Annotated in this window: 25 protein-coding genes; 13 read left to right on the top strand and 12 right to left on the bottom strand. The window is 64.8% G+C overall.

Translation table 11 applies throughout. From position 1 onward, the window contains the following. The first annotated feature begins 88 nt into the window (after positions 1–88). From ATE71_RS23025 to ATE71_RS07510, 5 genes are all read left to right on the top strand, one after another. Entirely contained in the window at positions 89–223 is a 135-nt protein-coding gene (locus tag ATE71_RS23025) for a hypothetical protein (protein WP_268801414.1), read from the top strand. Positions 224–927: 704 nt separating this feature from the next. Further along, positions 928–1,587 carry an SOS response-associated peptidase family protein gene (locus ATE71_RS07525; RefSeq protein WP_058802830.1) on the top strand — a complete coding sequence of 220 codons (660 nt, stop codon included), beginning with the start codon at positions 928–930 and terminating at the stop codon, positions 1,585–1,587. Positions 1,588–1,638: 51 nt separating this feature from the next. Beyond that, positions 1,639–2,310, top strand: a complete 672-nt coding sequence (locus ATE71_RS07520) for an SOS response-associated peptidase (protein ID WP_058802828.1) — start codon at positions 1,639–1,641, stop codon at positions 2,308–2,310. After that, a complete protein-coding gene (locus ATE71_RS07515) occupies positions 2,310–2,489 on the top strand; it encodes a DUF6961 family protein (protein WP_058802827.1) in 180 nt (59 codons plus the stop codon). Before ATE71_RS07520 ends, ATE71_RS07515 begins: the two co-directional genes overlap by 1 nt. Beyond that, positions 2,486–2,968 carry a DUF1810 domain-containing protein gene (locus ATE71_RS07510; protein WP_058802825.1) on the top strand — a complete coding sequence of 161 codons (483 nt, stop codon included), beginning with the start codon at positions 2,486–2,488 and terminating at the stop codon, positions 2,966–2,968. The genes ATE71_RS07515 and ATE71_RS07510 overlap by 4 nt, the downstream gene beginning before the upstream one ends. 248 nt (positions 2,969–3,216) lie before the next feature. Here the strand turns inward: ATE71_RS07510 and ATE71_RS07505 are convergent, their stop codons facing one another. From ATE71_RS07505 to ATE71_RS07475, 7 genes are all read right to left on the bottom strand, one after another. After that, complete coding sequence (locus ATE71_RS07505; protein ID WP_058802824.1) at positions 3,217–4,113, bottom strand: hypothetical protein; 897 nt, start codon at positions 4,111–4,113, stop codon at positions 3,217–3,219. Positions 4,114–4,124: 11 nt separating this feature from the next. Beyond that, positions 4,125–5,996 (bottom strand): caspase family protein, encoded by a 1,872-nt coding sequence (locus tag ATE71_RS07500; protein ID WP_058802822.1) that lies wholly within the window; start codon positions 5,994–5,996, stop codon positions 4,125–4,127. Positions 5,997–6,023: 27 nt separating this feature from the next. Further along, a complete protein-coding gene (locus ATE71_RS22465; protein ID WP_058802821.1) occupies positions 6,024–7,046 on the bottom strand; it encodes a hypothetical protein in 1,023 nt (340 codons plus the stop codon). Positions 7,047–7,131: 85 nt separating this feature from the next. Beyond that, positions 7,132–7,938 (bottom strand): JAB domain-containing protein, encoded by an 807-nt coding sequence (locus ATE71_RS22070; protein ID WP_235587947.1) that lies wholly within the window; start codon positions 7,936–7,938, stop codon positions 7,132–7,134. 134 nt (positions 7,939–8,072) lie between these two features. After that, the gene (locus ATE71_RS22065) at positions 8,073–8,549 is read right to left on the bottom strand and encodes a hypothetical protein (RefSeq protein ID WP_058802820.1); all 477 of its coding nucleotides are present in this window, start codon (positions 8,547–8,549) and stop codon (positions 8,073–8,075) included. Between the two features lie 38 nt (positions 8,550–8,587). Then, the gene (locus tag ATE71_RS07480) at positions 8,588–8,908 is read right to left on the bottom strand and encodes a hypothetical protein (protein WP_058802817.1); all 321 of its coding nucleotides are present in this window, start codon (positions 8,906–8,908) and stop codon (positions 8,588–8,590) included. Between the two features lie 65 nt (positions 8,909–8,973). Next, on the bottom strand, positions 8,974–9,501 hold the full coding sequence (locus ATE71_RS07475; protein ID WP_058802815.1) for a helix-turn-helix domain-containing protein: 528 nt from the start codon (positions 9,499–9,501) through the stop codon (positions 8,974–8,976). Between the two features lie 289 nt (positions 9,502–9,790). Between ATE71_RS07475 and ATE71_RS07470 the strand changes: the two genes are divergently transcribed. Next, positions 9,791–10,384 carry a winged helix DNA-binding protein gene (locus ATE71_RS07470; protein ID WP_152998679.1) on the top strand — a complete coding sequence of 198 codons (594 nt, stop codon included), beginning with the start codon at positions 9,791–9,793 and terminating at the stop codon, positions 10,382–10,384. Here ATE71_RS07470 and ATE71_RS22060 read toward each other — a convergent pair. Together ATE71_RS22060 and ATE71_RS22835 are read right to left on the bottom strand one after the other, a co-directional pair. Further along, positions 10,381–10,581 carry a hypothetical protein gene (locus ATE71_RS22060; RefSeq protein WP_152998678.1) on the bottom strand — a complete coding sequence of 67 codons (201 nt, stop codon included), beginning with the start codon at positions 10,579–10,581 and terminating at the stop codon, positions 10,381–10,383. The two genes, ATE71_RS07470 and ATE71_RS22060, sit on opposite strands and share 4 nt — an antisense overlap. 121 nt (positions 10,582–10,702) lie before the next feature. Then, positions 10,703–10,828 carry a cytochrome c oxidase subunit 7 gene (locus ATE71_RS22835; RefSeq protein ID WP_235587946.1) on the bottom strand — a complete coding sequence of 42 codons (126 nt, stop codon included), beginning with the start codon at positions 10,826–10,828 and terminating at the stop codon, positions 10,703–10,705. 159 nt (positions 10,829–10,987) lie between these two features. On the opposite strand from ATE71_RS22835, the gene ATE71_RS07465 reads away from it, so the two are divergent. Beyond that, a complete protein-coding gene (locus ATE71_RS07465) occupies positions 10,988–12,721 on the top strand; it encodes a nuclease-related domain-containing protein (RefSeq protein WP_152998677.1) in 1,734 nt (577 codons plus the stop codon). A 24-nt stretch (positions 12,722–12,745) separates the two neighbouring features. On the opposite strand, the gene ATE71_RS07460 is transcribed toward ATE71_RS07465, so the two are convergent. The 3 genes from ATE71_RS07460 to ATE71_RS07450 form a co-directional block, all read right to left on the bottom strand. Next, positions 12,746–13,564 (bottom strand): NYN domain-containing protein, encoded by an 819-nt coding sequence (locus tag ATE71_RS07460; RefSeq protein WP_063132293.1) that lies wholly within the window; start codon positions 13,562–13,564, stop codon positions 12,746–12,748. Beyond that, positions 13,561–14,490: a nucleotidyltransferase and HEPN domain-containing protein gene (locus tag ATE71_RS07455; RefSeq protein WP_058802810.1), complete on the bottom strand. Its 930-nt coding sequence runs from the start codon at positions 14,488–14,490 to the stop codon at positions 13,561–13,563. Before ATE71_RS07455 ends, ATE71_RS07460 begins: the two co-directional genes overlap by 4 nt. 78 nt (positions 14,491–14,568) lie before the next feature. Further along, positions 14,569–14,892 (bottom strand): DUF736 domain-containing protein, encoded by a 324-nt coding sequence (locus ATE71_RS07450; RefSeq protein WP_058802808.1) that lies wholly within the window; start codon positions 14,890–14,892, stop codon positions 14,569–14,571. A gap of 73 nt (positions 14,893–14,965) precedes the next feature. Between ATE71_RS07450 and ATE71_RS07445 the strand changes: the two genes are divergently transcribed. The 6 genes from ATE71_RS07445 (at position 14,966) to ATE71_RS07420 (ending at position 22,004) form a co-directional block, all read left to right on the top strand. Continuing rightward, the gene (locus ATE71_RS07445; protein ID WP_160328022.1) at positions 14,966–15,616 is read left to right on the top strand and encodes a tetratricopeptide repeat protein; all 651 of its coding nucleotides are present in this window, start codon (positions 14,966–14,968) and stop codon (positions 15,614–15,616) included. A 351-nt stretch (positions 15,617–15,967) separates the two neighbouring features. Then, on the top strand, positions 15,968–17,050 hold the full coding sequence (locus tag ATE71_RS07440; protein ID WP_152998675.1) for a helix-turn-helix transcriptional regulator: 1,083 nt from the start codon (positions 15,968–15,970) through the stop codon (positions 17,048–17,050). A 286-nt stretch (positions 17,051–17,336) separates the two neighbouring features. After that, complete coding sequence (locus tag ATE71_RS07435) at positions 17,337–18,464, top strand: tetratricopeptide repeat protein (protein ID WP_058802805.1); 1,128 nt, start codon at positions 17,337–17,339, stop codon at positions 18,462–18,464. 20 nt (positions 18,465–18,484) lie between these two features. Further along, positions 18,485–19,690, top strand: a complete 1,206-nt coding sequence (locus ATE71_RS07430; RefSeq protein WP_058802804.1) for a hypothetical protein — start codon at positions 18,485–18,487, stop codon at positions 19,688–19,690. Then, the gene (locus tag ATE71_RS07425; protein ID WP_235587945.1) at positions 19,687–20,622 is read left to right on the top strand and encodes a tetratricopeptide repeat protein; all 936 of its coding nucleotides are present in this window, start codon (positions 19,687–19,689) and stop codon (positions 20,620–20,622) included. The genes ATE71_RS07430 and ATE71_RS07425 overlap by 4 nt, the downstream gene beginning before the upstream one ends. Further along, positions 20,619–22,004, top strand: a complete 1,386-nt coding sequence (locus tag ATE71_RS07420) for a tetratricopeptide repeat protein (protein ID WP_058802802.1) — start codon at positions 20,619–20,621, stop codon at positions 22,002–22,004. Before ATE71_RS07425 ends, ATE71_RS07420 begins: the two co-directional genes overlap by 4 nt. Positions 22,005–22,125: the final 121 nt, after the last annotated feature.

The raw sequence follows: 22,125 nt of genomic DNA, 5'->3' as shown, positions 1-22,125 counted from the left end.
GACTCGACGCTGCGCTGTTCAACCGCGTTATCGGGCGGTCAAAGACAGTGGTTCCAACTGGATCGCCTCTAGTCCCTGCCGCGAATAGGTGGATTTCATCGCCAACGACGGAAAATTGGAATCCGCGCCCTTCTCCATCGAAAAGCACGGCGCGCTGATCGAGCCCCGAGACCAGTCGAGCAACCTCGGATTTCCATTGCGTGCCGCTGTCTTGCTGAGCTGACGCGAGAGAACTCACAAAAGCCAAGAATAGACCGCAGCCGTTCAGAACTTTCCTGGTCGAAGGCGAAAGGCGCACCGTGGGAGTCCCCCTTATCATGTCGCGTGAAACTCCCACGATACTATCGGATCAGAACTTGATTATGATAATCGGTGTCGGCCGCGGAGGCTGAGGCGGAAAAGGCCCGACCGGGCCACCTGGATTGCCACCCGGAGGCGTCGGCGGAATATTGGGTGGGCCTTGCTCGCCGTCCCCGCCATAAACGCAATCCAATTCTTGCAACGTCAATTCCATCAGAGCGTTCTGCATATCGCATATCCTTCATTCAATTGAAATCGAGCCCCTGCTATTTCAGGTATCTCGATGATGGCTCCGCAATCGCAGTATTTGAGTCGTTCTCGATGAGATAATTCGGCGACCCTTCTTTACGATAGTGGAGTCGATTCCAAAGCGACCCTCGAAACATTTGAAAATTAGTGCGTTATGTTGTCAACGCGAGATATATCCGTTTCTGGACATAACTATTAAAATTGACAATAAGCCAGCGTTCACAATTGATAGTTGGGCGACTTGAAATCTTCGTTCGCGCGACGCCGCGGGCGCCAGCGCCGCGCTCGTCGCGACCGGTGACAGAATCGGCTTCGATCCGGCGCGTTTCGCGGTAGAAGTCGATCAATGGACCAAAATCTTCGCGTGACGCCTTATCGATGAGCCGCCTCTACACCCTCGCCGCCACCGCAGCCGACGTCGCCGATCATTTCGGCACGGGCGGCTTCACCGACATCGCGGTGCCATCGGAAACGATCGAGGCGTGCCCGGGCCTCGTCGTTCATGAGGCCAACGGGCGCCGGTATCTCCGCCAGATGCTCTGGGGCTTCCCGCGCCACACTCGCGAGATGCGGCGGCGCGGCGATCCGCCGGGTCGCATCGGCCTCGTCGCCGACCTCACCAACCCGATGTGGGAGGGGCTCGTGGTGGAGCCCAGATATCGCTGCCTCATCCCGCTCACGCATTTCGCCAATCCCAATGGAGCGCCCGGCGAGAAGAGGCGCAGCTGGTTCTCGGCGGAAGGCCAGCCGATCATGGCCTGGGCGGGCTTTGCCAGGAACAGCCCCGAGATGGGTCCGGTCTATGCCGGCATGACGATGGACGCGAACAGCCTCGTTCATCCTTACAACGACCGCATGCCCGTGCTGCTCTTGCCCCATGAATATGAGCGCTGGCTCCACGGTTCGATCAAGGACGTCATCGGTTTCCAGTTCCGTCCGCCCCCGCCGAGCGAGGGTTTCATCGTCGAGCACACCGACGATCTGTGGCGCAGCGGCAAGCTGCCGCCAAGCGCGCGCCCGCAGGGCGCCCTGCTCTGACCAGCCGCCCGCGCCCTTCCCTCCCGGCCCGATGCTGTTAGAAAGACGCCGATGTGCAATCTCTACACCGAGCGCAAGAGCGCGGCCGAGGTCGCCGCACACTTCGGGGTCGACCCGCCGATGCAGGCGTTCAACACCGCCGAGGACGTCTATCCCGGCTATTCGGGAATGGTCGTCCGCGAAGCCGAGGGACGACGGATCCTCCAGTCGATGACCTGGGGCTTCCCGCGTCATTCGAAGAACAAGAAGACCGGGCTGCCCAACAAGCCGGGCTACACCAACAACGCTCGCGACGACATGCTTTGGATCATCTGGAAGCAGTGGTACACCGATCCCGCCCAGCGCTGCCTCATCCCCTTCACCGCCTTCGCCGAAGCCGTCGGCGAGAAAGGCTCGATGACCAAGACCTGGATCAGCGTCGCCGACCAGCCGCTGGCCGCCTGGGCAGGACTCTGGCGTCCCACGGTCGAATGGGGCGATGCCTATACCGGCGTGATGGTCGATGCGACCGACGAGCTGCTCGACATCCACGACCGGATGCCGGTCATCCTGCATCCTGAAGAGCATGAGATATGGCTGCGCGCGCCGGCCGAGGAGGCGATCAAGCTCGTCCGCAAATATCCCGGCGACCGGCTCGTCGCCGACCATACAAACGATCCGTGGAGCAATCGCGGCAAACCCTCCGCCCCGCCGCCCGCGCCCGAGATGCCGAGCCTGCTCTGATGCTCACCGAGGAACGTCATCTCTGGGCCTGCGCGCTCGCCGTCGAGAAGCAGCATGGGGCAGGCGCCCCTCGCTTCGTCGCGGAGAGGATCGGCGCCCTCGCGCTCGCGGGCGACCGCGAAGGCGTCGAACGCTGGCAGGCTATCGCCGCGTGCCTCGCGCAGCTGACGCCGCAATGAGCGGCGGCGCGCCCGATCGCACTGCAGCAGCAGAATGGAGCGCCGGCGCCGGCCTCGAGCGCTTCGTTGCGGCCCAGGCACCGCTCTATTCCCGGGCGCTTGAGGAAATCCGGCGCGGCGCCAAGCGCAGCCATTGGATGTGGTTCATCTTCCCGCAAATAGCGGGCCTCGGCCGCAGCGCGATGGCACGGCGCTACGCGATCGCTGACCTGGGAGAGGCGCAGGCCTATCTCGCTCACCCCATCCTCGGTGCGCGCTATCTCGAATGCGTTACCGCTCTCCAGGATCTAACCGGCAGCGATCCGGTCCGGATATTCGGCGAGACCGACGCTGCGAAGCTGCGCTCGTCGCTCACCCTTTTCGAAGCGGCGGTGCCGAAGCCGATCATCGCCGCGGCCCTCGACCGCTGGTTCGGCGGCACCCGTGACCAAGAGACGCTGAAACGCCTCGCGGGACCGGTCCAACCGGACGAAGATTGAAGCTGCGTCCAATGGCATTGCCCGACCCCGCAGCCTCGCCGAACCGGTCGACGCGCGCCGGCTCGCAAGGGCCGGCAGGACAAGCGCGCTCTTGGCGAAGCCGCAGCCGGGCGGCGTGCGTGCGGGCCTGTGCCTAGCCGCCGCCCGGCAAGGAAGCGGAGCCAAGTGCGCCCGCGCGGCCAGACATCAGTGCGCCCCCCGGCGGCGCCTGCCGCCGCCGGAGTGCGCTCGTCAGCCGCCGCGCTCCTTCAGCCTGCCGGCACCGGCAGGCCGAGAATCGCACAGCGAATTTCCTCGGCGACACGCTCGTCGGCGAGATAGCCGGCGATGCAGTGCGGATCGTCGTACCCATTTTCGATGTCCGCGATATTGCGACTGACGCCGTCGTCGCTATCGGACGTAAGCGCTACTCGCAGCGATACGAAATCCTCCGGATCGGCGCCATTGACCCAGCGCTCGACATGCGCTGGCCGGTTCCGCGGCAGCTTGAACCCCTTTCGGACCACGTCGATCCCGAGCGGCGATCCGAGCGTCAGGAAAAGTGGACATGCCCTCGGTCTCGTCTCCTTCGCGAAAGTGCGCAGCATCTTGTAGGAAACGATCGTACCCAGCGAATGCGATACGACGATGGCGGGTTCGTCGTCTTCGAACAGCGGCCGGACGAGCTTGTCGATTTCCGCGGCGATATAATCATTGCGAATATAGGCATGCGCCTGCGCAAGGATACGCAGCGCCACCTTGCCCTTGAGCGGAGAGACCCTTTCGATCACGCGGGCCACCGCTTTCAGCCACTTCTTGTGCACTCCCGCGCCAAGCGGGTCCGCGATATCGCCCGACTCGCGCGCATAGTCTTCGAAAGTGGCTCCCATCTTGATGCCCATTTCTGCGAGCGCATCCTTCGCGAACAGGTCGAAATCGTCCGACCCGCCGTCGACACCCTGCGCCACGGCGACGGCCCGCGCCGGGGCCTCCGCAAGCTCCGAGAGGCGGTCCCCGTAGAAGGCCGCATCGATCCGCGAGAGCTGCGCAAGCGGATTCACATCCTGCTTCGCGAAATGCTCGCGGAGGACGGGCAGCCACTCGTCGAGGATGACCTCGCTGCTCTTGCCTTCCTGGTTGATGCCGTGGACCAAGATCATGCGCATCAGGATGCTCCTTACATGCCGGCGGTGGCGTATTGCGTCTCGGTCGACCGATCTGTGATCCCGACCAACGCCGCCAGAGCGTCGCGCCCATCGGGCTTGACCATCGAGAAGGGACCGGGCGCAAGGTGCGGCAGCACTGCGAGCGCAGCATCACGCCACTGGTGCGCACTCGCATCGTAATTGGCGGTTTCGACCGCACCCCAGCCTGCGCGCATCCATGGCGCGCGGCCGCCAACGGGCGCGCGCTGCCAGCCTTTGGTTTCGCTATAGGTGAAGGGGAGCCCGCGCTCGTCGGCGGTCCGCGGCTCGCGCCGCTTGGTCGGCGCGATGTCGACAAAGAGTTTGCCTCCCTCCGCATGGATACGCCCGCCGCTGAGCAGGGCAACATCGATCGGCACGATCTGGCGATGAACGCAATAATAGGATGCGACGCGGCGGATGCTCTCGACGTCGCGCACCGCGTCATAGAATTGCGCCGAGATGCAGCCGATCGTCAATATTTCGTGCTTCATGAGTCGAATCCTCGCGGCGGCGCTGATCAGCGAGGCCTCGTCGAGGAGACCGGCGTTCGCCTTGGCAAGCAGGTCGAGCGCCTCGGGCCCCGGCGGCCCGCGACCGACCCGATAGTGCAGCAGTCCCGCCTCCACCTCCGAGTAGACATGGAGCGCCGATATGAAGCCGGCGACGCCGCACACATAGGCCGATCGCCCGTCGATCAGGTCCACGACGACGTCGGCCCAGGTCTCTCCGTCCACAAACGTATCGAGCCAGAGCCGATGCCAATGCTCGGGCTCGTGCGGGTTGGGCTCCACGCGCGCCCCCGAAGCCGACACATTGACCGCCGGAATGCCCCAGAGCGCTATGCCGCAGCCGCTTTCGAAGCTGTCGGGCAGTGGCGCGTCGCCAGCTTCCTCCAGCATCCCCCGCCGCCTTTCGTCGCGTTCGTCCTTCTCGGCCTCGATGCGGTCGGTATCGCGCGGTCCGCCGGCGCGCTCGAGCTCGACGGCGGGCGCGGCGCGCGACCGGCGCAGCTCACCCGCGAAGCCCTTGTTACCCCCGCCGCCGAGCGCGGTCAGGCTGCTGCGTTCTAGGTAGACCTTGTCGGTCAAGAACCCCGGATAGGGCCGGGGGATCATGGCCAGGTTGAGCCGTCCGGCAGCAAGCGGCACTTCGGTCTTGAGATAGGTATAGAGGCTCTCGCTGGTGACGCAGCTTCCCTTGTCGGTGTTGACGAAGGCGCTCTTCGCGTCGCCCTCGAGTGCGTCGAGGAGAACCTCGGTGAAAAGGCAATAGGCCTCCGTATCGTCGGTCGCCTTGACCATGAAGGACTTGAGGCCGGCATCGGCCGCGAGGAAGCGATCGAGCTCATATTGCTCGGGATCCTCCTCGGGTTTCGGCCGCAGCAGGACGGCGCTTCCGATCACGTCCATGAATTTGGCATCGAGCTCCTGGCAGGCGTCGGCGATGATCGACACCTGTCTGGGCCCGTAGAATTCGAGGATGCGCTGGAGGCCGCTGACCTTGATCGCCTCGTTACTGTCGGTCCACCAGTTCGAGAGGAGCCAATATTGGTCGCGCCGGTCGATCGCCGAGCCATGGCCTGCGAAGAAGATGATCAGCCGCGACAATTCGCTGTGCTCATGGACCGCCTTGATCGCGGCCGTGACCTCGCCGCGGATCCGCTCGAGCGTGACCGGATTGTCCTTCTTCCCGATCGGCCCGTCATGGATATGGACGGACCTGTATCCGTTTTGCTCCCCCCAGGCGGCCATGCGCTCCGCCGCCAGAAGGACCCCCGGCAGCTCGTCCAGCTCTTCCGGCTGCGCCACGCCGATCGAGACCAATATGCGGTCCCTGTGCTGCTTGCTGCCCGTCGCTGGCATCCCGCTCTCCTTCCCGTCTTCGGCTCTTCAGATCAATTCCACCCGCCGCTTGCGCTTGTGCCCCGTCAGCCGGAAGCGGCGAAGCTCGAAGCCCTGCGCGCGGACGCAGCGCGCAAGGTCTTCGGCAAGCTCGCCCTCGGGGACGACGAGCACCCGGCGCACGCCGTCGCCCGCGCCCGCGGAATGCGTGACCAACTGGCCGATCGCCGTGTAGATCGCCTGACGCGCGAGGCTCGTCTTCACCTCGTAGACCTCGGTAAGCGCCGAACCCGCGCGCACGTAGAGATCGACCAGCGGACTGTTCAGGATCTTCTCGCCCTTCGCTCTCGCAGCCTCGCGCTCGGCGCGCAGCGCGTCGACGATGTCGCCATGATAGGAGATATAGTCGATCTCGGAGCGCCGCCGTCCGCGCCGCCGCCCCGAGTTCTCGCGGCGATAGTCGTTCCACTCCTCGATGCGCTTCTGCATCGCCGGCGTGTCGATCGAGCCATCGTCGACCGCATCCTTGAACGCCCGCACGGTGCGGACGAACTGCTCGATCCGGTAGGGGAGGTCGGACGCGTCGACCCGCCCGACGAGGATCGCATCGCGCGGACCGCCCTCGCTTCGGTCGACCTCGACCAGTTCGAGTCCCGACCAGGCGAGGAAAGCGCCCTGCCCCACGCCCTTCTTGCCGCCGCCGACCCCGCCATCGTGCATCAGATAGACGGCCCCGGTGCGCGGGTCGCGCGCGAAGAAGCCTGCGACGCTCGCGCCGTTCGACTTCAGCGGAATATTGATCTCGACGGTGATGAACTGCATCGGCCAGTCGGCCTGGAAGATGCCGAAGGCGTTCCAGCGCCGCGGGATCTTCGCCTCCTCATCCTCGCTGAAGGCGCAGAAGAGGCCGCCGTCGCCGTCCGAGAAAATCCGCTCCTCGCGGTGGCCGCTGCGAAAGCCGATCTTGCGCACGCCCTGCGGCCGCAGCGCCGCCTCGACCGAGGCCTGCAGCGCCTTCTGTGCGGCACGCTTTTCGGTCTCCGCCTCGACCTGGACCAGATAGTTCAACATGGGCCTCTCCCCCTCCCTTCCTATCAACTGCGCGGCACTCTTGCACAGCGAATGTCGCCGATCCGGCGCGATGCCTGGGCCCTGCCTATTTCTCGTCGAACGCGGCTGCCGCAAAATAGGCGACAAGCTTGTGGCGCAGTTCGGGGGCAAGCTCGGTGAGCTGCAGCCGCCCGTCGTGCATGTCGCGGCGGCGCACCACTATGCCCGCCTCGCAGAGGCGGTGCAGCAGCCGCAGCGCCGTCGTCGGCGGCGCGCCCGATGCGATACAGAGCGAACTCGTCGAGACCGCCTTGCCCTCGCAGTCGTGGATGAAGAGGTCGATCAGCATCTCCCATGCCGGTTCGCCGAAATATTCGTCATGGCCGATCAGCGTGCGGCGAAGCGTGCGCCGGCGCAGCGTGCGCTGCGCATTGGCGAGCGCGGCTGCCTCGATAGCCGCCGCGTCGCCGGCAAATCCCGACCCGTCGCGCAGCCGCATGCCCGCGGCCGCGGGCGCGGTGTCGGCAGGTGCCGGCACATGCTGCCAGCCGCTCGCGCTCACGACGATATGGCCGATGATCGCGACCTCGAGCGATTGACCGATGCGGCGCAGCAGATCGGTCACCTCGACATCGCCGGCGCTCGGCGTTGCATCGCCGCTCGGATGATTGTGGACGAGGATCACGCCGGCGGCGCCGATCTCCATCGCGCGGCGGAAGATCGTGCGGGGATGGAGGGCAACCTGTGCGAGCCCGCCCCACTGCATCTGCTCGTCGGCCACGAGACGGCCGGCGGCGTCGAGGAACAGCACCCGCAGCACTTCCTCGCCGAGGCTCCCCATCGAGGCGACGAGATATTGTCCGAGCGAGGGGTCGGTGACGTCGATCGGCCCGCTATCGAGCTCGCACTGCATCGCTCCGAGCATGGCGCCGCGGGCGGCAAGGAGCAGCTGCGCGGCCTGGCTGCCGGAGCCGAGGACGCGCGCCAGCGCCTCGGGCGACTGCGACCAGATGCGTCCGAGCGTGCGGAACTCGCGAAACAGCGTGTCTACGATGTCTTCGGCGCGCTCGGGTTCGATCGCCGCCAGGAGATCTGCCAGGAGCGATCGCTGCCGCAGCGCGAGAGGCGTCGCTGGTGGCGCCAGGTTGCGGCGACCAGGAGTGGCGGCAGCAGCCAGGAGGCTGCGACCTGCATCGTCAGATAGGCCGCCGGGTGCATCGCCAGGTCGATCGCCCTGCTGAAATGCGCGACGAGCGGCAAGGTCTGGAGGACCGCCGCGGCCATCGGCCAGAAGCGGTGCGCAGTCAGCGCCAGCGCGATCGTCGCGATGGCTGCGGCTGTGTCGATCACGAGATGGCCCGTGTCCACCATCGCAAATCTCGCGGGTATGAAGAGGTGGAGCGCCTGGTCGGCCAGCAGCATCGCCGCGAGGATCGCGGCCATGCTCCGCTCCGGCCCCCCGCCTTTCCACGCCGCATAGCCGAGGGCCGCCGCCAGGAGGATGAGGAAGATGGCAATCCGCATGCTTGCTATCCAACATGACGCGCGGCCCCGGTCAATGCTCAGGCGACGGCGGCGAGGTGCGGGCGCGCCTGCGCGGTCTTCGGGCATTCGTGGACATCGAGCCCCGCCTGCTCGCGCCCCATGTCGGCGAGCTCGCCGTGAACGCGCAGCACTTCGCCGCTGACGGCGACGAGCGAGAGCTGTGCGGTGGCGATGCGCTTGATCGTCGCATGCCCCTTGCTGGCCGTCACGTCGGCGTGGCGGCGCGCGGCGACGACGCTCGCCATGAGCGCCGACATGGCGATGATCGCATCGTCGATGCTGGTCTCGGCGGCGGGAACGTCGCGACGGATCTGTTCGGCGGCTTGGTGAATGGACATGGTCTTCCTCCCTCCGGAAAGCGCATGGCGCCGCCGGTTCTCAAGGCTTCAACAAGGGTGAGGGGTCAGCCGGAGTAGAGCTGCGAGAGCGACTGCGCGATCGCGAGGCCGGCGAGCAGGACGATCATCAGCGCGACAAGGCCCGCCACCATGATCGTGATCCTCTGCCGTATCTCGTGGTCGTGCCTCCAGATGTCCCCGGACGGAAGGAAGCCCCCCATGGACCCCTTCCCGGTGCCCAGGCTCCGCGACACCGTGTCGTGGAGCGAGAGGACCGCGTCGGGGTCTCCGTCCTGGAAGTCGGATGGCACCAGCGCGGGCCAGGGCGGAAGCTGTGCCGGATCATATGTGATCCGATCATATATCGCCTTCAGCCGGCCGTAGGCGATCGCGGCCTCGTCGCGGTCGGCGACGCCGAGGATGGTCTTCGCCGCGGCGATCCGCTGGTCGACCGTCGGCTTCGCGATCCCGAGGATCCGCGCGATCTGCTTCGAGGTCTTGCGCGCGAGGATGAGGTCGAGACAGTCGCGCTGCTTGTCGGTGAGCCGCGCCCACACCGCCGCGTCGTCAGGGGAGCTATTTTGACTGTCCATGGAGCAAGTTTTCGCGGCATTTTCACGGCTCGGCAAGCATGACCTCAACGGACAGAGCAAGAACCAAGGCAAATCAGCGGTATAGCGCGCCCGTAAAATCGGTTCCATTTCTGCACCATTTCGGAACAGGACTAGAATAGCAAAGCGACTCAATTCTGCGGGATTCGAGTCGCTCAAGCGAAAGCGATTCATCGCGCAAGTGGAGTTTTGTTCGAAGCGGCGAGAACTCGGGCTCGTTTCCGAAGCAAAGCGGGTCAAACTGGCTCCACTGCGGCAAAGGGAGGCAGCGATGGAGCAGATACAGGGGACGGGACATGGTCCCGGGGGCGGATTGCAGGACCGGCTCGACCGGCTCGAGCGCGAGATCGACATCATCGCGGGCTCGCTGCGGCTGGTCACCGGCGGCGCGGCAGCGAACGGCGAGGCGGCGCCGATCGCGGCATCGCTGCCGGCAAGGCCGAGGTCGTCGGCGCGCATTGGCGTCGGCCCGCAGATCGTCGGCAACACGGCGCATGCGGATCGTCAGGACCGTCTCGCCAAGGCGAAGATAGCGCGGCGGATCATCGCGGCGCGGCGCGGGCGCGAGCGCACCTTCGGCCATGAGCTCTTCGCCGACCCGGCGTGGGACGTGCTGCTCGATCTCTATGCGGCGCACCAGGAAGGCCGGCAGGTCTCGATCTCGAGCCTCTGCATCGCCGCCGCGGTGCCGGCGACGACGGCGCTACGGTGGATCAAGACGATGACCGACAAGGGCATATTGATCCGCGCGGCCGACGAGCATGATGGCCGGCGCATCCATGTCCATCTCAACGCCGCCTTCGTCGCGACGATGGACGAGTTTCTCGAAGCACAGGAAGAGAGCGGCGGCCGGCTGCCGATCTAGTTGGTGCACCAGCGCTGGAGGAGCGCGGCAAAGCGGTGATCGGTCGGCTCGCCGAGACGCGCGCTCAGATTCTCGATCGTGGTGTCGAGCGAGATGGCGGCGTTCCACTCGCCGAGCCGGTCGAGCTCCTCGAGCTCGCGTAGCAGCCGGTCGCGCGACGCACGCACCGCCGCCCTGTCCTCGCAAGCTATCGTCATCGGTATCGCGTCTCCGGGCCGCGGCAGGTCCCGCGGACGGCGGCGCGCTTAGCAGGAGTCGGCCATGCGTGCAGCGCGAACTGACTCCAAGACGGTGCGAAGCGGCTGAGCAGCGCGCTCGCTAGCGGATGAGCGAGAGGATCATGCGGCCGGTGCCATAGAGGGTCGAGCCCGCGATCAGCACGAGCAGGATCCAGAATTCGGCGGAACGCGCCAAGCGCTTCCAGCGGGGGTCGGGGTCGTCCATGGCGACATCTTGTCAGCCGGTCCCCGCGCGCGAAAGCCCAATCGGGCCCGCCTGCCGCCATGATCGCACCGGGACGGAGACAGATCGGCATTGACCCCGACGCGGCGAGACGCGAAGCACGCCGCCCTGCCGGGCCATGCCCGCAAGGAAGGGACGATCATGACCAAGGACCGAAGCCCGATCGACAGGCTGAAGGCGTTCGAGGAAGAGGCCGATGCGGCGATCACGGCGCTGCCGCTCCTCCAGTTGCCCGCGCGGGCAGTCCTCGCGGGCCTGCATTATCTCATATTCACAAGTTTCCACGCGCGTCAGCTCGGCCGGGACGGCAATCCCGAAATCGGCGAGGTGATCATGCAGCGTCTCGGGCATGTCCTGCCACTGATCCGCAATCTCGTCCCCGAACCCTATGGCGCCAGCGCAGACGACGCGATCGGCGCCTTCACGGAGCGGTTCCACGACGGCTCAGACCTGACCGAACTGCTGGCCTATATGCATTTTTCGGAGATCATGCCCGAGGTCCACCGCGGCTATTACACGGTCGAGATGCCAGCCGCGGATGTCTTCCGGCTGTCGCACCGCGACGCAGCGTTCGGCGATGGTCAGGCGAAGGATATCACGCTCAGCGAGCTTGCGGTTCCGTTCCCCACCGAACGGGACGGGGTAATCGGACCCGAGATCGCCCGCTTCATTTTCAAGCTTCCCGAGATCGATTTCCAGATCATCGCCCAATATGTCGCGGTGAACGCCTATAAATATCGCCATGGCCTTGCCGAGTCCGATCTCGTTACCGACACCAGTATCGGCCATATCTTCGGCTTCGACCGCCAGCGCTTCCTGTTCATCCGTTCGGCGGTGCTCGCCTACGCCGAATTCTGCGAGAAGGTCGCGACCGCGATGCATATGCTCGTAATCAAGGGCGAGCTCCCCGAAGATGCTATGCCCGAGGCGCTTGAATGGGCGTCGGTCAACATGAAAGAGGATTTCCTCATCGGCCTGTTTGCCGCAGGGGCGATGGTGCAGCCCGACGAGGTCGAACGCTTCCTCGAATATTATTCGATCGATTTCCGGCAGGTGCCCGCGACCGACTGGGGCGGCGACGGCTTCTTCCCGCCCTTCGCCCGCTTCAAGGACAGCCTCCTCTTCTCGCCGCTGATGGTCATGGGGTTCCTGCAGGTACGAAATGCGGTCTATGCCTTTGCCAAGAAGGACAAGAAGACCTTCGACAATGATGTTTCGGACGAGCTCGAGCCGGTTCTTCTCCATCACGCGGGCGAACTGCTTCGCCGCGGCGGCGACTGGATCGTGGTGGAGGACGTCAAATTCCCCGGCGGGCAGATCGACCTGGTCGTCGCCTCCCCGAACGACGACGGCGTGTTGCTCCTCCAGGCGAAGGGCAATCTGGCGCCGCAGGGTGCACGCCTCACCGATCGCCTCGCGGACCGGGTTCGCGAGGGTGTCGGGCAGATCAAAAAGTTTGAGGCCCTGGCGGACGATGTCCAGCGAGCGGTGATCGAGAAGGCGATCGGCCGCAAGATCGGCAAACTCGAAGCTCACCATGCGGTCCTGGTGCGATCCTGTTTCGGGGCCGTCGAGGTCTTCGCGCCGGACTTTCCCTATATCCGGTTGACGATACCGCTTCTTGCGCTCGCGCTCGAGCATCACCGGAACGCCGGTCTGCCGACCACGATCGCGGCGCTCGCGCAAGCGATCGCCGCGACCGAGCAGCGCATCTACGATCAGTCCGGCTATCATTGGGAAGAGGGCGAAATCAGCTTGGCCGGCGCGAATATCAAGCTGCCGCTGCTCAAATGGACACCCGGCAGCCTCGACGCGCTTCGACGCGAATGGTGGGAATCGACGTTTCGACCCGAACGCGAAGACGAACCGGAATAAAGGACGGCAAGACGCAGCGGCTCGTTAGGCCGTCGCCGGACCTTCCGGCCTAGCGGTCGAAGGCTCGGCCGCCCGCTCTTTGTTCCGCTTGTCGGCCACGAAGCTTTGGCCATTCGCCAGCTTGCGAATATCGAAGAGCCCGATCTCCTCGAACAGCGCCGCGAAATTCCGGACGCCATAGTTGCGCGGTTCGACCGGCCCCTGCCGCTTGGCGGCGGACCCGGCCGCCGCCATCAGCGCCCACCCATCCTCACGCGCCGCCGCGGCCACCGCGCCGCGCAGGAGGTTCACCAGCGCCGTATCCTGCGCCAGCACCTTCCCCTTCCCGGCCGCATCCGCCGATGCCCTTGCCGTTGCGGACCGCTTCGGCGCGGTCCCGAGGTCCTCGAGGCTGTCGAGATAGAGGAAGGTCGTGCAAGCCGAGACGAAGGGCATCGGCGTCTTGCGCTCGCCGAAGCCGAAGACATCGTGGCCGTTCGCCTTCAGCTGCATGACGAGAGGCGTGAAGTCGGCGTCGCTCGACACGAGTGCGAAGGCATCGAGGTCCTGCGTGTAGAGGAGCTCCATCGCATCGATCACGAGCGCAATATCGGTCGCATTCTTGCGCGGCGAATAGGTGAACTGCTGGATCGGCCGCACCGCATGTTCGTGGAGACGATCCTTCCAGGCCTTCAATTCCGGCGCGGTCCAGTCGCCATAGGCGCGGCGGATATTGGCGGTGCCATATTTGGAAAGCTCGGCGACGATCGCGCCGATCTTGGCATGCGAGACATTGTCGGCATCGATCAGAAGCGCGATACGGCGATCGCCCCCGCCAGCGCGGCCCTCGCCCGCCTCGCTCACCCCGCGCTCCGCGCGGTGTCGGCAAGCGCCGCCAGCCGTTCGCGGCAGACGGTCTCGACGATCGAGGCGAGCAGCTCGACGCGCGAGCCGAGCCAGCCAAGCTCTTCCGCGGTGATACGATAATGTTTCGAATAGCGCGCCTTCACATAGGCCTCCTTCAGCTTCTCGAACATCGCCCGGTCGCCGCGATCCTCGCGCGGCCACGCCTCGACGAGCCGCGCATCGAGCCGCTCGGCCTGTGTGCGCAGGAAGGCAAGGTTGTGTACGTGTGGAGTGTAGAAGGAGCAGACCAGCAACGCGCAGTGGTAGTAGCTCTCGGTCGCTTGGTGAAAAAGGAACGCCGCCTTCTTCGACCAGCCACGCTGCAATGCGAATTGCGCAGTCTCGAAAAATTCGGCGGCACTGGGAAACCACTCGTCAAAATATTCCTGCGCCATCTCAAGCGCCGCATGCGGCGTTCGCGGCTGCGGCTCGGCCAGCTCGCTGTCGTCGGCTTGGTAGAGGGCGATCCCGTCGCCCGCGACATCGATGAAGAAATAGCGCCCTTCGGCGAGTCCGCGGTTCACCTCGTCGAGGCTGTGAACGATGAAGTTCACCGGCGTACGCAGTGACTTGGCCACGCCATATTCACGGATCAGCCGGTCATCGAGCTTCGACCAATATTCGACGCGGTCGGTAAGGCGCTGGTCGTTGACGATGACCAGCAGGTCATAGTCCGACTGATAGCCCTTCGCGGTATGCGGCTCGTCGACCCAGCCGCCGCGCGCATAGCTGCCGTAGAGGATGATCTTCGCAATACGGCCCTTCCGCTTCCAGCCCTGCGTCGCGAGCGCCAGCGCATCGTCGAATTCCTCGAAGATGATCCGGACGACGCGTTCGAGTTCGCGCTGCTTCTGGGGAGGGAGATGATCGAGATCGCTACGCATTGGAGCGCACCCTAACAAGGTGGCGACGGGGTTGCACCCCGATAGTCGCGATATGGATGTAATTGGGCTGGAGCCCGGTCAGTCGACCGGGTTCCAGAGGATCGCGAAGACGTCGTCACGGTCCTGTCCCGCTGCGCGGCCGAGGTTCGCGTAGATGCGGCGCGGTCCGAATTCGGGAGCCGCGAAGTTCAGCGACACGTAGCGCTTGCCCGAAGTTTCGCTGAAGCGGATCCAACCGGCGCCGATTTCGACGTCGTCGGACCAGATGCGATAGTCGGGCTGGACGTCGGCCGACTTGCTCCGATTGGCGCGAATTTCGATCGCCGCGCGAATGGATAGGGTGCGGATCTGGCCGACGAAGCCCTTGTCGATCGTTCCGCTAACGATGCCGATTGCTGCCATGATGTGTCTCCGAAACTGCCGCGGGCCAATCCCAGCGGGTCGGCGAGCCCCCGACGATCCCGATATAGACCAAGTGGAAGCGCGGTTCAGAAGCGAGATTGATCAGGAAGACAAGGCGCTGAGAGCGCTCGAGCAGGCGCATTCGTCGGGCGCTCGCGGATCGGGCACGCCCATTCGCATTGCACGGATGCACGAGGCTCGCGGCCGGCGGGATGACGCAAGCAAGATCCTTCGGGAAGCATTGGCGCGCAGCCCGGACGATAAGCCGCTACATTCGGCAATGGCGCATCATTTGATGAAGCTCGAACAACCCGACTTTGACACGGTGGCCGATCATTTGCGTCGAAGCTTCACAATGGGGGACCGCGCGTTTGAACAGAGGTTCGATCTTGCACAGCTACTGTTCCTGCGAGGCGCCATCGAAGACTGCCGGAACCTATTCGCCGATATCGATGAGAGGGCGCCCGACGAATTCCGGAAAATGACACCACGCTCGGACAATGTTTTCACTGCTTTGCTCCCAAGCTATCGGGGCACCATTACGTCGCTGAAACCAAGCTACGCTTTCATTCGCAGCGCCGCCTACATCAGCGATATTTTCGGGCATCGGTCGATGTCCGATGTGGATAGTTTTGACGATCTCAGCATCGGCGAAGAGGTCACATTCCGTCTGCGGTTCAACAGGAGCCGACCGACTGCGGTCGATATCCAACCGGGTCGATAGTTGTCGAGGCTTTCCATGCAGAGCGCACCGCGTGTGCCGGCTCTCTGCAGAAGGGTCTCGGTCTGAGCGAGAGGGCGGCTTTGAAGAACTTGCTCGGACGCGATGCGACCTGTTCGGGCCACGAAAACCCCTGGCACCTACGTGTAATTGAATGAATGGCCGCTTTCGGGAGTCGGGCCATCGAGGTCGGAGCGGCCAATATCAGGCGCATATCCGCCGAACGCTACACGGGGGGCCGGACGATGAATCCTCAACCGAGGTCGGACAGAAGCGCCTTGCAGGCTCCGCTCCTTGCTCTTGCCATTTGGACCAAGGTGATGAGAATGCCCGATCTGCTCGCGGGGATCAAAAATGCAAGACGGACTAGTCGATCGGATTTACGAGTGCTCGGTGGTGCCGGAGGCATGGCCGGCGGTTCTCGACGAGGTGGCAGTCCTCGCGGGATCGGCAGGTGGGCTTCTCTTCTCGGCGCGGAAGGCGCTGAACTGGACCGCGTCCGAGCGCGTAGCCGACGTCTTTGCGGCCTATGTCGAGGAAGGTTGGTTCGGCAAATGCAGCCGGCGCGTTTGCCTGATGGGCCGCGAGGAACCCTCCTTTTTCGTCGAGCATGATTTCTGGAGCGACGCGGAAATCGATGCCGATCCGGTGTATCGCGATTTCTTTCGTCCGCGCGGGCTGGGATGGTCGGCGGGAACCGGGGTCCAGGTGCCGACCGGCGACAATATCGTGTTCAGCGTCGAGCGCGCCTTTTCTGAAGGCCCCGTGGCTGCCGAAAGCGTGGCACGGCTCAACCTGCTCCGCCCGCATCTGGCGCGCAGCGCGCTGGTGAGCGCGCGCATGCAGCACAAGCGCGCGCAGGGCGCCGCCGAGGCGTTGACCGCGATGCACCTGCCTGCCTTTCTCCTTCGCGTCGGCGGGGAAGTTGTCGAGATGAGCCCGCTTGGCACCGATGTGTCATCGCTTGTGATATTGGGTGCCCACGGCCGCCTGCGACTGGCAGACAGGCAGGCAGATGCGCTCCTTGACGACGCCTTGGCATCGCTGACCTCGGCACCCGCCATCAGCGCGCGATCGTTTCCGGTACGCGACGCGGCGGGAACGCCCCGGCAGGTTGCGCATCTGATCCCGGTTCAGCGCGGCGCCCACGATGTTTTCGGGGATTCCTATGCCTTGCTGATGATGGTGCCGGTCGCTTCGGATCGCGTGCCTTCGGCAACGCTGATGAAGTCGCTTTTTGACCTGACGCCGTCGGAAGCGCGCGTCGCCAGTGGTATCGCCCGCGGCGAAACGCCCGAAACAATCGCGGCGTCAGGCTGTGTCGCCATCAGCACGGTGCGTAGCCAAATTCGCAGTGTGCTTGAGAAAACGGGTACGTCACGACAGTCCGACCTTGCCGGGTTGCTGGCCCGGATCGGTGCAACTGCCCCGAATTAATCGAAAAACTTCGTTCCATCCTTCATATGAAGGATGAACCACGCGCAGGCTTGGGCTCTATTCGCAATCGCTGACGGCGATCTGCGACCCACAGTCGTTAGCGGGCGGTGCGCCTGACCCATCGGGCTAGGCGCACCGCCGCCAGATCCGACCCGATCACCAAGCAGCGTCGCCGCTCAGCGGTCAGCCGGTTTGGCCAAGACTCGGAGGGGGCGAGGAGGACCGTCGGTCGCATCGAAACGATGAGCGAATTCGAGGGGCAGGTTCAATTTCTTGCGATCGGCAAATGACAGCCACAGCGAGCGCGGCGCGCCATCGTTTGGCCAGAACATTCGCAGCCGCGCTGGTCGCGACGGCGGCGCTGTTCACGCCGGCAACCGTGGTGGCGTCCGCGGCAGCGAACGAGCCCGCCGACGCGTTCGCGCTGCACCAGGCCGCCCTTACCGCGGAACGGCAGGGCGAGATGACGCTGGCTATCGGGAGTTTCGACCGCGCCTGCGCCATGAAACTGGCACCCTCCTGCACGATGGCAGGGCTTGCCAAGCTGGACGACGCGAAAGGCAGCGAAGCCCTGATGGCCGCCGCACGCGATCTTGCAGCCGGGTGCCTGGCGGGGAGCGATTTCGCGTGCGCAAAAATGGGGGTGGCGCTTGGACAAGCCTTCCCCGGCGTGGGGAGCGCAGAGGGTATTGCCGCGATCGCACTGATGCAGATGGGCGAAGATTGCCGCGTCACCCCGAACGACACCGCCTGCTACGACGCGGCCGCCCTGTTGCACGCCGAGGAGCGGGGCGGCGCGGATATGGGCGCGATTCAGCGCTATGCTGCCACAGCCTGTAACCGCAAAGCTTATCCAGGTTGCCTGCCCGTGGCTGCTTTACGCGCGGACGAAGGCGACGCCCTCGAACGCGCGTCGGCGCATTGCATTGCCGCTCGCGCGGACGGCTGCATGACCTTGCTGGCGCTTCTTCTGAAGGACGAAGAGCGCCTGAAGTCGCCCAACGCGCTGACAATCCTCCAGCAAGCATGTGCTGCGCAAATCGGCATCGCCTGCGCCAACTTGGGGCTATTTTACTCGAAGGGTCCGATTGCCGCGCGTGACGATAGCGCCGCGCGCCGTTTCATGCGCGCAGGCTGCGATGGTGCGGTTGCGCAGGCCTGTTTCGCCTTCGCCGTGATGCACAAAAAGGGAATCGGCGGCCCCGTCGATCGGAACCGATCGGTGGAACTGGTCGCCCACGCCTGTGACCTTGGCTCGGCAGAAGCGTGCGAAACGCTGGCGACGATCGTCGGAGACGGCGACGCGTCGGCGCAGCCGGACCAAGACGCCCACGCGCTGCGCCAAAGAGCCTGCCGACTTGGCAGCGGAAACGCCTGCAGCGCGGGCACGGCAACCTCGACTTCACCGGTTTGAAAGGCGGGTCAGCTCGTTCCATGGCAATTCGCAAAATCCTGTGGCGCATGTCTATCACGCCATCCGTGACCGCTATCCTCGCAGCGGCCACCGCCGCGCAGGCGCAATCCAATGACGAAAAGCTGCGGTCGATGGCGCAATTCTATGGCGTCGCGACCTATGCCCTGGGCGCCAATGAGCAGTGCGACCTGCTCGATCAGGGCGAATATAGGGGGCTGGTCGTGCTGCGCGACGCGCTCACGCCCGACCTCTCGCGTGCCACGACTAGCGACGTGTTTGCGTCGTTGAACCACGCACCGACCGGTAAGAAGGACTGGGCAAAGGGATGCCTCGCGCACCGCGCGCACGACACCGAATGGCGCCGCATCGATAACGCGCGGCTGATCGCGCACGCGCTGCAGGCAGCGCCCACAGTGATGACCAGCGATCCCGGCAAATGCTCGACGGGTAATATGGGCGAGAAACTTCCGCGATCCGATTGGACGATTGTCGCGGCGATGGCCGCCCGGCACCACGCGAATGGCGAACGCGCCACGTTCGACGGACTGAAAAAGATGTTCGCCGGGCTGCTCGACGCGGACTGCGCGCGCGCGCAGAGTTCGTCATTGTTGCAGGCGGGGTTCGATGCCCTGTGGCTGGCCGAGGACAATGCCCGAGCCAGCGGCGCCGAAAAAGGCCCGGGCTCGTCGCTGGCGGGCAAATATCAGTCCGTCGTCGTGGCAAAGGCAATGGGGCCGTGGCGGCTGCGGCGCGGCGGTTTTAACGGGTCGTTTCCGCGCGACGGAATCAACGCCTTTCGCCTCGTCGGGCGCGGCGACACCGCCACCGCCACCGCCACCGCTTTCCTCTACCTGGCAAGCATTGGCGCGTTTGGCGGCCCCCGCGGCGAACTGTTATTCCCCCCCAACGGTGGCTGGACGGCCCGGCTCGGCGGCAATGCTCCCGCCGTCGCGTTGAGCCTCAGCGACGGCACGACCATTCCCCTTACCAAATTGTCGGGAAGCGGGACGGAGGGTCTGGGCTCCGCGCGCTTCGAACTGCCAAAGGCGTCGATCGCCGTGCTCGCGGGCAAGACCGATGCGACCGCCGTCCATATCAAGTGGCAGGACGGCGACGGCAAATGGACGCCGTTCTTCGGTCTGGGCCGGAATCCCGATCCCCAGAAGTTCACGCTCGGCGAGCTTCGCGAAGCCATAGCATGGGCGACCGTCCCGCGCCCCGAATGATGACCACCTTGCTCCGCCTTTCCCTCGCCCTAGCGCTAACGGGCCTATTCACGCTGGTCCCGTCGGCTGCCCAGTCGCCGAGCAGCGGCCTGGCCGATCTGCCCCGCGCGTGCAACGTCGACCGCGACGCGCAATCGTGCCTCAAACAGGCAATCCGCCTTTACGAAGGCAAGAAACTTCCCAAGGACGACCTCACCGCGCGCCGCTTCGCAGCGAAGGCGTGCGCGGAGGGGGCGGCCGAGGGCTGCAACTTTCTCGCCGCGATGCTCGAAAAAGGGATCGGGGGGCCGGCCGATCGCCCGGCGGCGGAGCGCAACTATCGCCGGGCGTGCAGCGCGGGCTATGCGAACGCCTGTTACAACCTCGGCCAGCTATTCTACAATGAGGCGTCGAACGACGAAGAAGTCGTCGAGGCGCGCGCGCTTTTCGCCAAATCGTGTGACGCGAAGATCGTCGATTCCTGCAACAATCACGCCGTGATGCTGAAGTTCGGCGAAGGCGGACCACGCGACCTGCCCGCCGCCCGCGCTCTTTTCGATGCGGCCTGCGCGGCGGGCAGCATCGATGGCTGCACGAACCATGGCTATATGCTGATGATGGGCGAAGCGGGACCGCGGGACATTGCGCGCGCAGCGACCTTGCTCGACGCGGCCTGCACCGCCAACGCTGCAAATGCCTGCGACAATATGGGGGTCATGCTGATGAACAGCATGAACGGCCCGGCCGACTTCGGCAAGGCGGGGACGCTGCTGCGCAAGGCCTGCGCGCTGGGTAGTCAAAGCGGCTGTTTCAACCTCGGCCAGATGCTGACGAAGGGACCGGAACCAATCCGCGATGCCGGAGCGGCCGAAGCCGCGCATCAGGAAGCTTGCCGGCTTGGGCACAAGCAAGCCTGCACCCTAACAACCACCCCTTTGCAACCGGGAGCATGATGATGTTTTGCCTTTCACCCGCACGGTCCCTGACCCTGATCCTCGCAGTGGCGGCGCTCTCCGCGCCAGCCCTTGCCCAAAGCGGCGGTCTCGACGATCTGGTGGATGGCCTAGCTGCCGAATCCAAGGAAGCGCTGGAAGCATCCGAGGCGCGTGTGAAAAAATGGTTCGCCGATGCCGATATTCAGGCGCTCAAGGCGCGCGCCGATGCGGGCAATGCGTCCGCGCAGGTCGCCTTCGCCGACAGGATTCGCGACGATTTGCTCGGCGAGCCCTGGGCACGCGAAAAAACCCAGCAACAAATGCTGAAATATTATGCACTCGCGATGGCGCAGAACAATGGGCTGGCGTTCGCGCGGGTCGGCGAAATTGCGGAATCGCCCGACTACAGCTGGAAAATGAAACGGCGCTCGCGCGATCGCGGCGAAGCAATATCCTATTATGAAAAGGGCGCCGCGCTCGGCAATCGCGAGGCGGCGGCAGGCTTCCTCAGAATTGCCCTCGATCCCAACTATTGCAGTTTTTGCGAAGATCAGGGCGAGCTGAAATTTGATCGGACGAAACGCGAGGCTGCCGGTCTTCTTGACAAAGAGTCGGGCGAACTCTCCATCGCCTATCGCACGGAAAAGACAGAGGCCCTGGCAAAGGCCATCCGCTATGCCACCCCCGTCCGGCTGCGTGCGGGCGACGCGGCGGCGCACCTGCTCGCCGCGCAATATCTGACCGGCGTCCAATATCACTGGAGGTCGGGGATCGGCATTACCGAGTCGCAAAAACCCCGCTGGCAGCTGCTGGAGGGCGACCATCTGCTGCCTCGAAACACCGCGAAGGCGATCGAGATACTGACCGAATTATCCGGGCGCGGCGACAATCTTGCCAGCCGCAAGCTGGCGTCGCTTTACTTTACGGGCCGGAATGACGGCGGCGGCGCGGTGCTGCGCGATTATGACAAATATATCTTCTATATGGACCGGGCGGTGACCAACGGCAGCGTGCTCGCAGCGAACGACCTCGGATTTGAGCTGCTATCGGGCCGCAAGCTCCCGGCGGATCACGCGCGCGGTTTCGAATATATCGCGAAGGCCGCGCTCAAGGGATATGGTCCCGCCGAACTATCGGCCGGCTATGCACTGCGCGACGGGCGCGGCGTGACCAAGAATGACGCGCAAGCGCTCGAGATGTTCAAGCGCGCCGCCGACCACGGCGAGCTAGACGGGGCGGTGCAAGCGGCCGCGATGTATCGTGCTGGGCGCGGAACGACAAGCGGCCGGGCTGAAGTCCCGAACGCTTATGCCTATGAAAAGAAAGCCGAGGCGATGCGAAAGCTGACCCCCGCGATGGCGGACGTGGTTCGTCGCGGTCATCAGGACAAGTTCGACTGATCCGATCAAGTCCGCGAGTACAGGGTCCGCCGAACGTGGGGAGTGTGGAACGAGGCCAGCCGGTCGGTGCCACGACCGCTTTCGGGTTGCCGTCAACGGGACGCTGAACGACCGAAATCAG

Origin of the sequence: Sphingopyxis sp. H115 (assembly GCF_001468465.1) — a bacterium.
Lineage (GTDB): Bacteria > Pseudomonadota > Alphaproteobacteria > Sphingomonadales > Sphingomonadaceae > Sphingopyxis.
The sequence above is the reverse complement of the archived record's forward strand: the minus strand, read 5'-3'. Positions and strand labels throughout refer to the sequence as shown.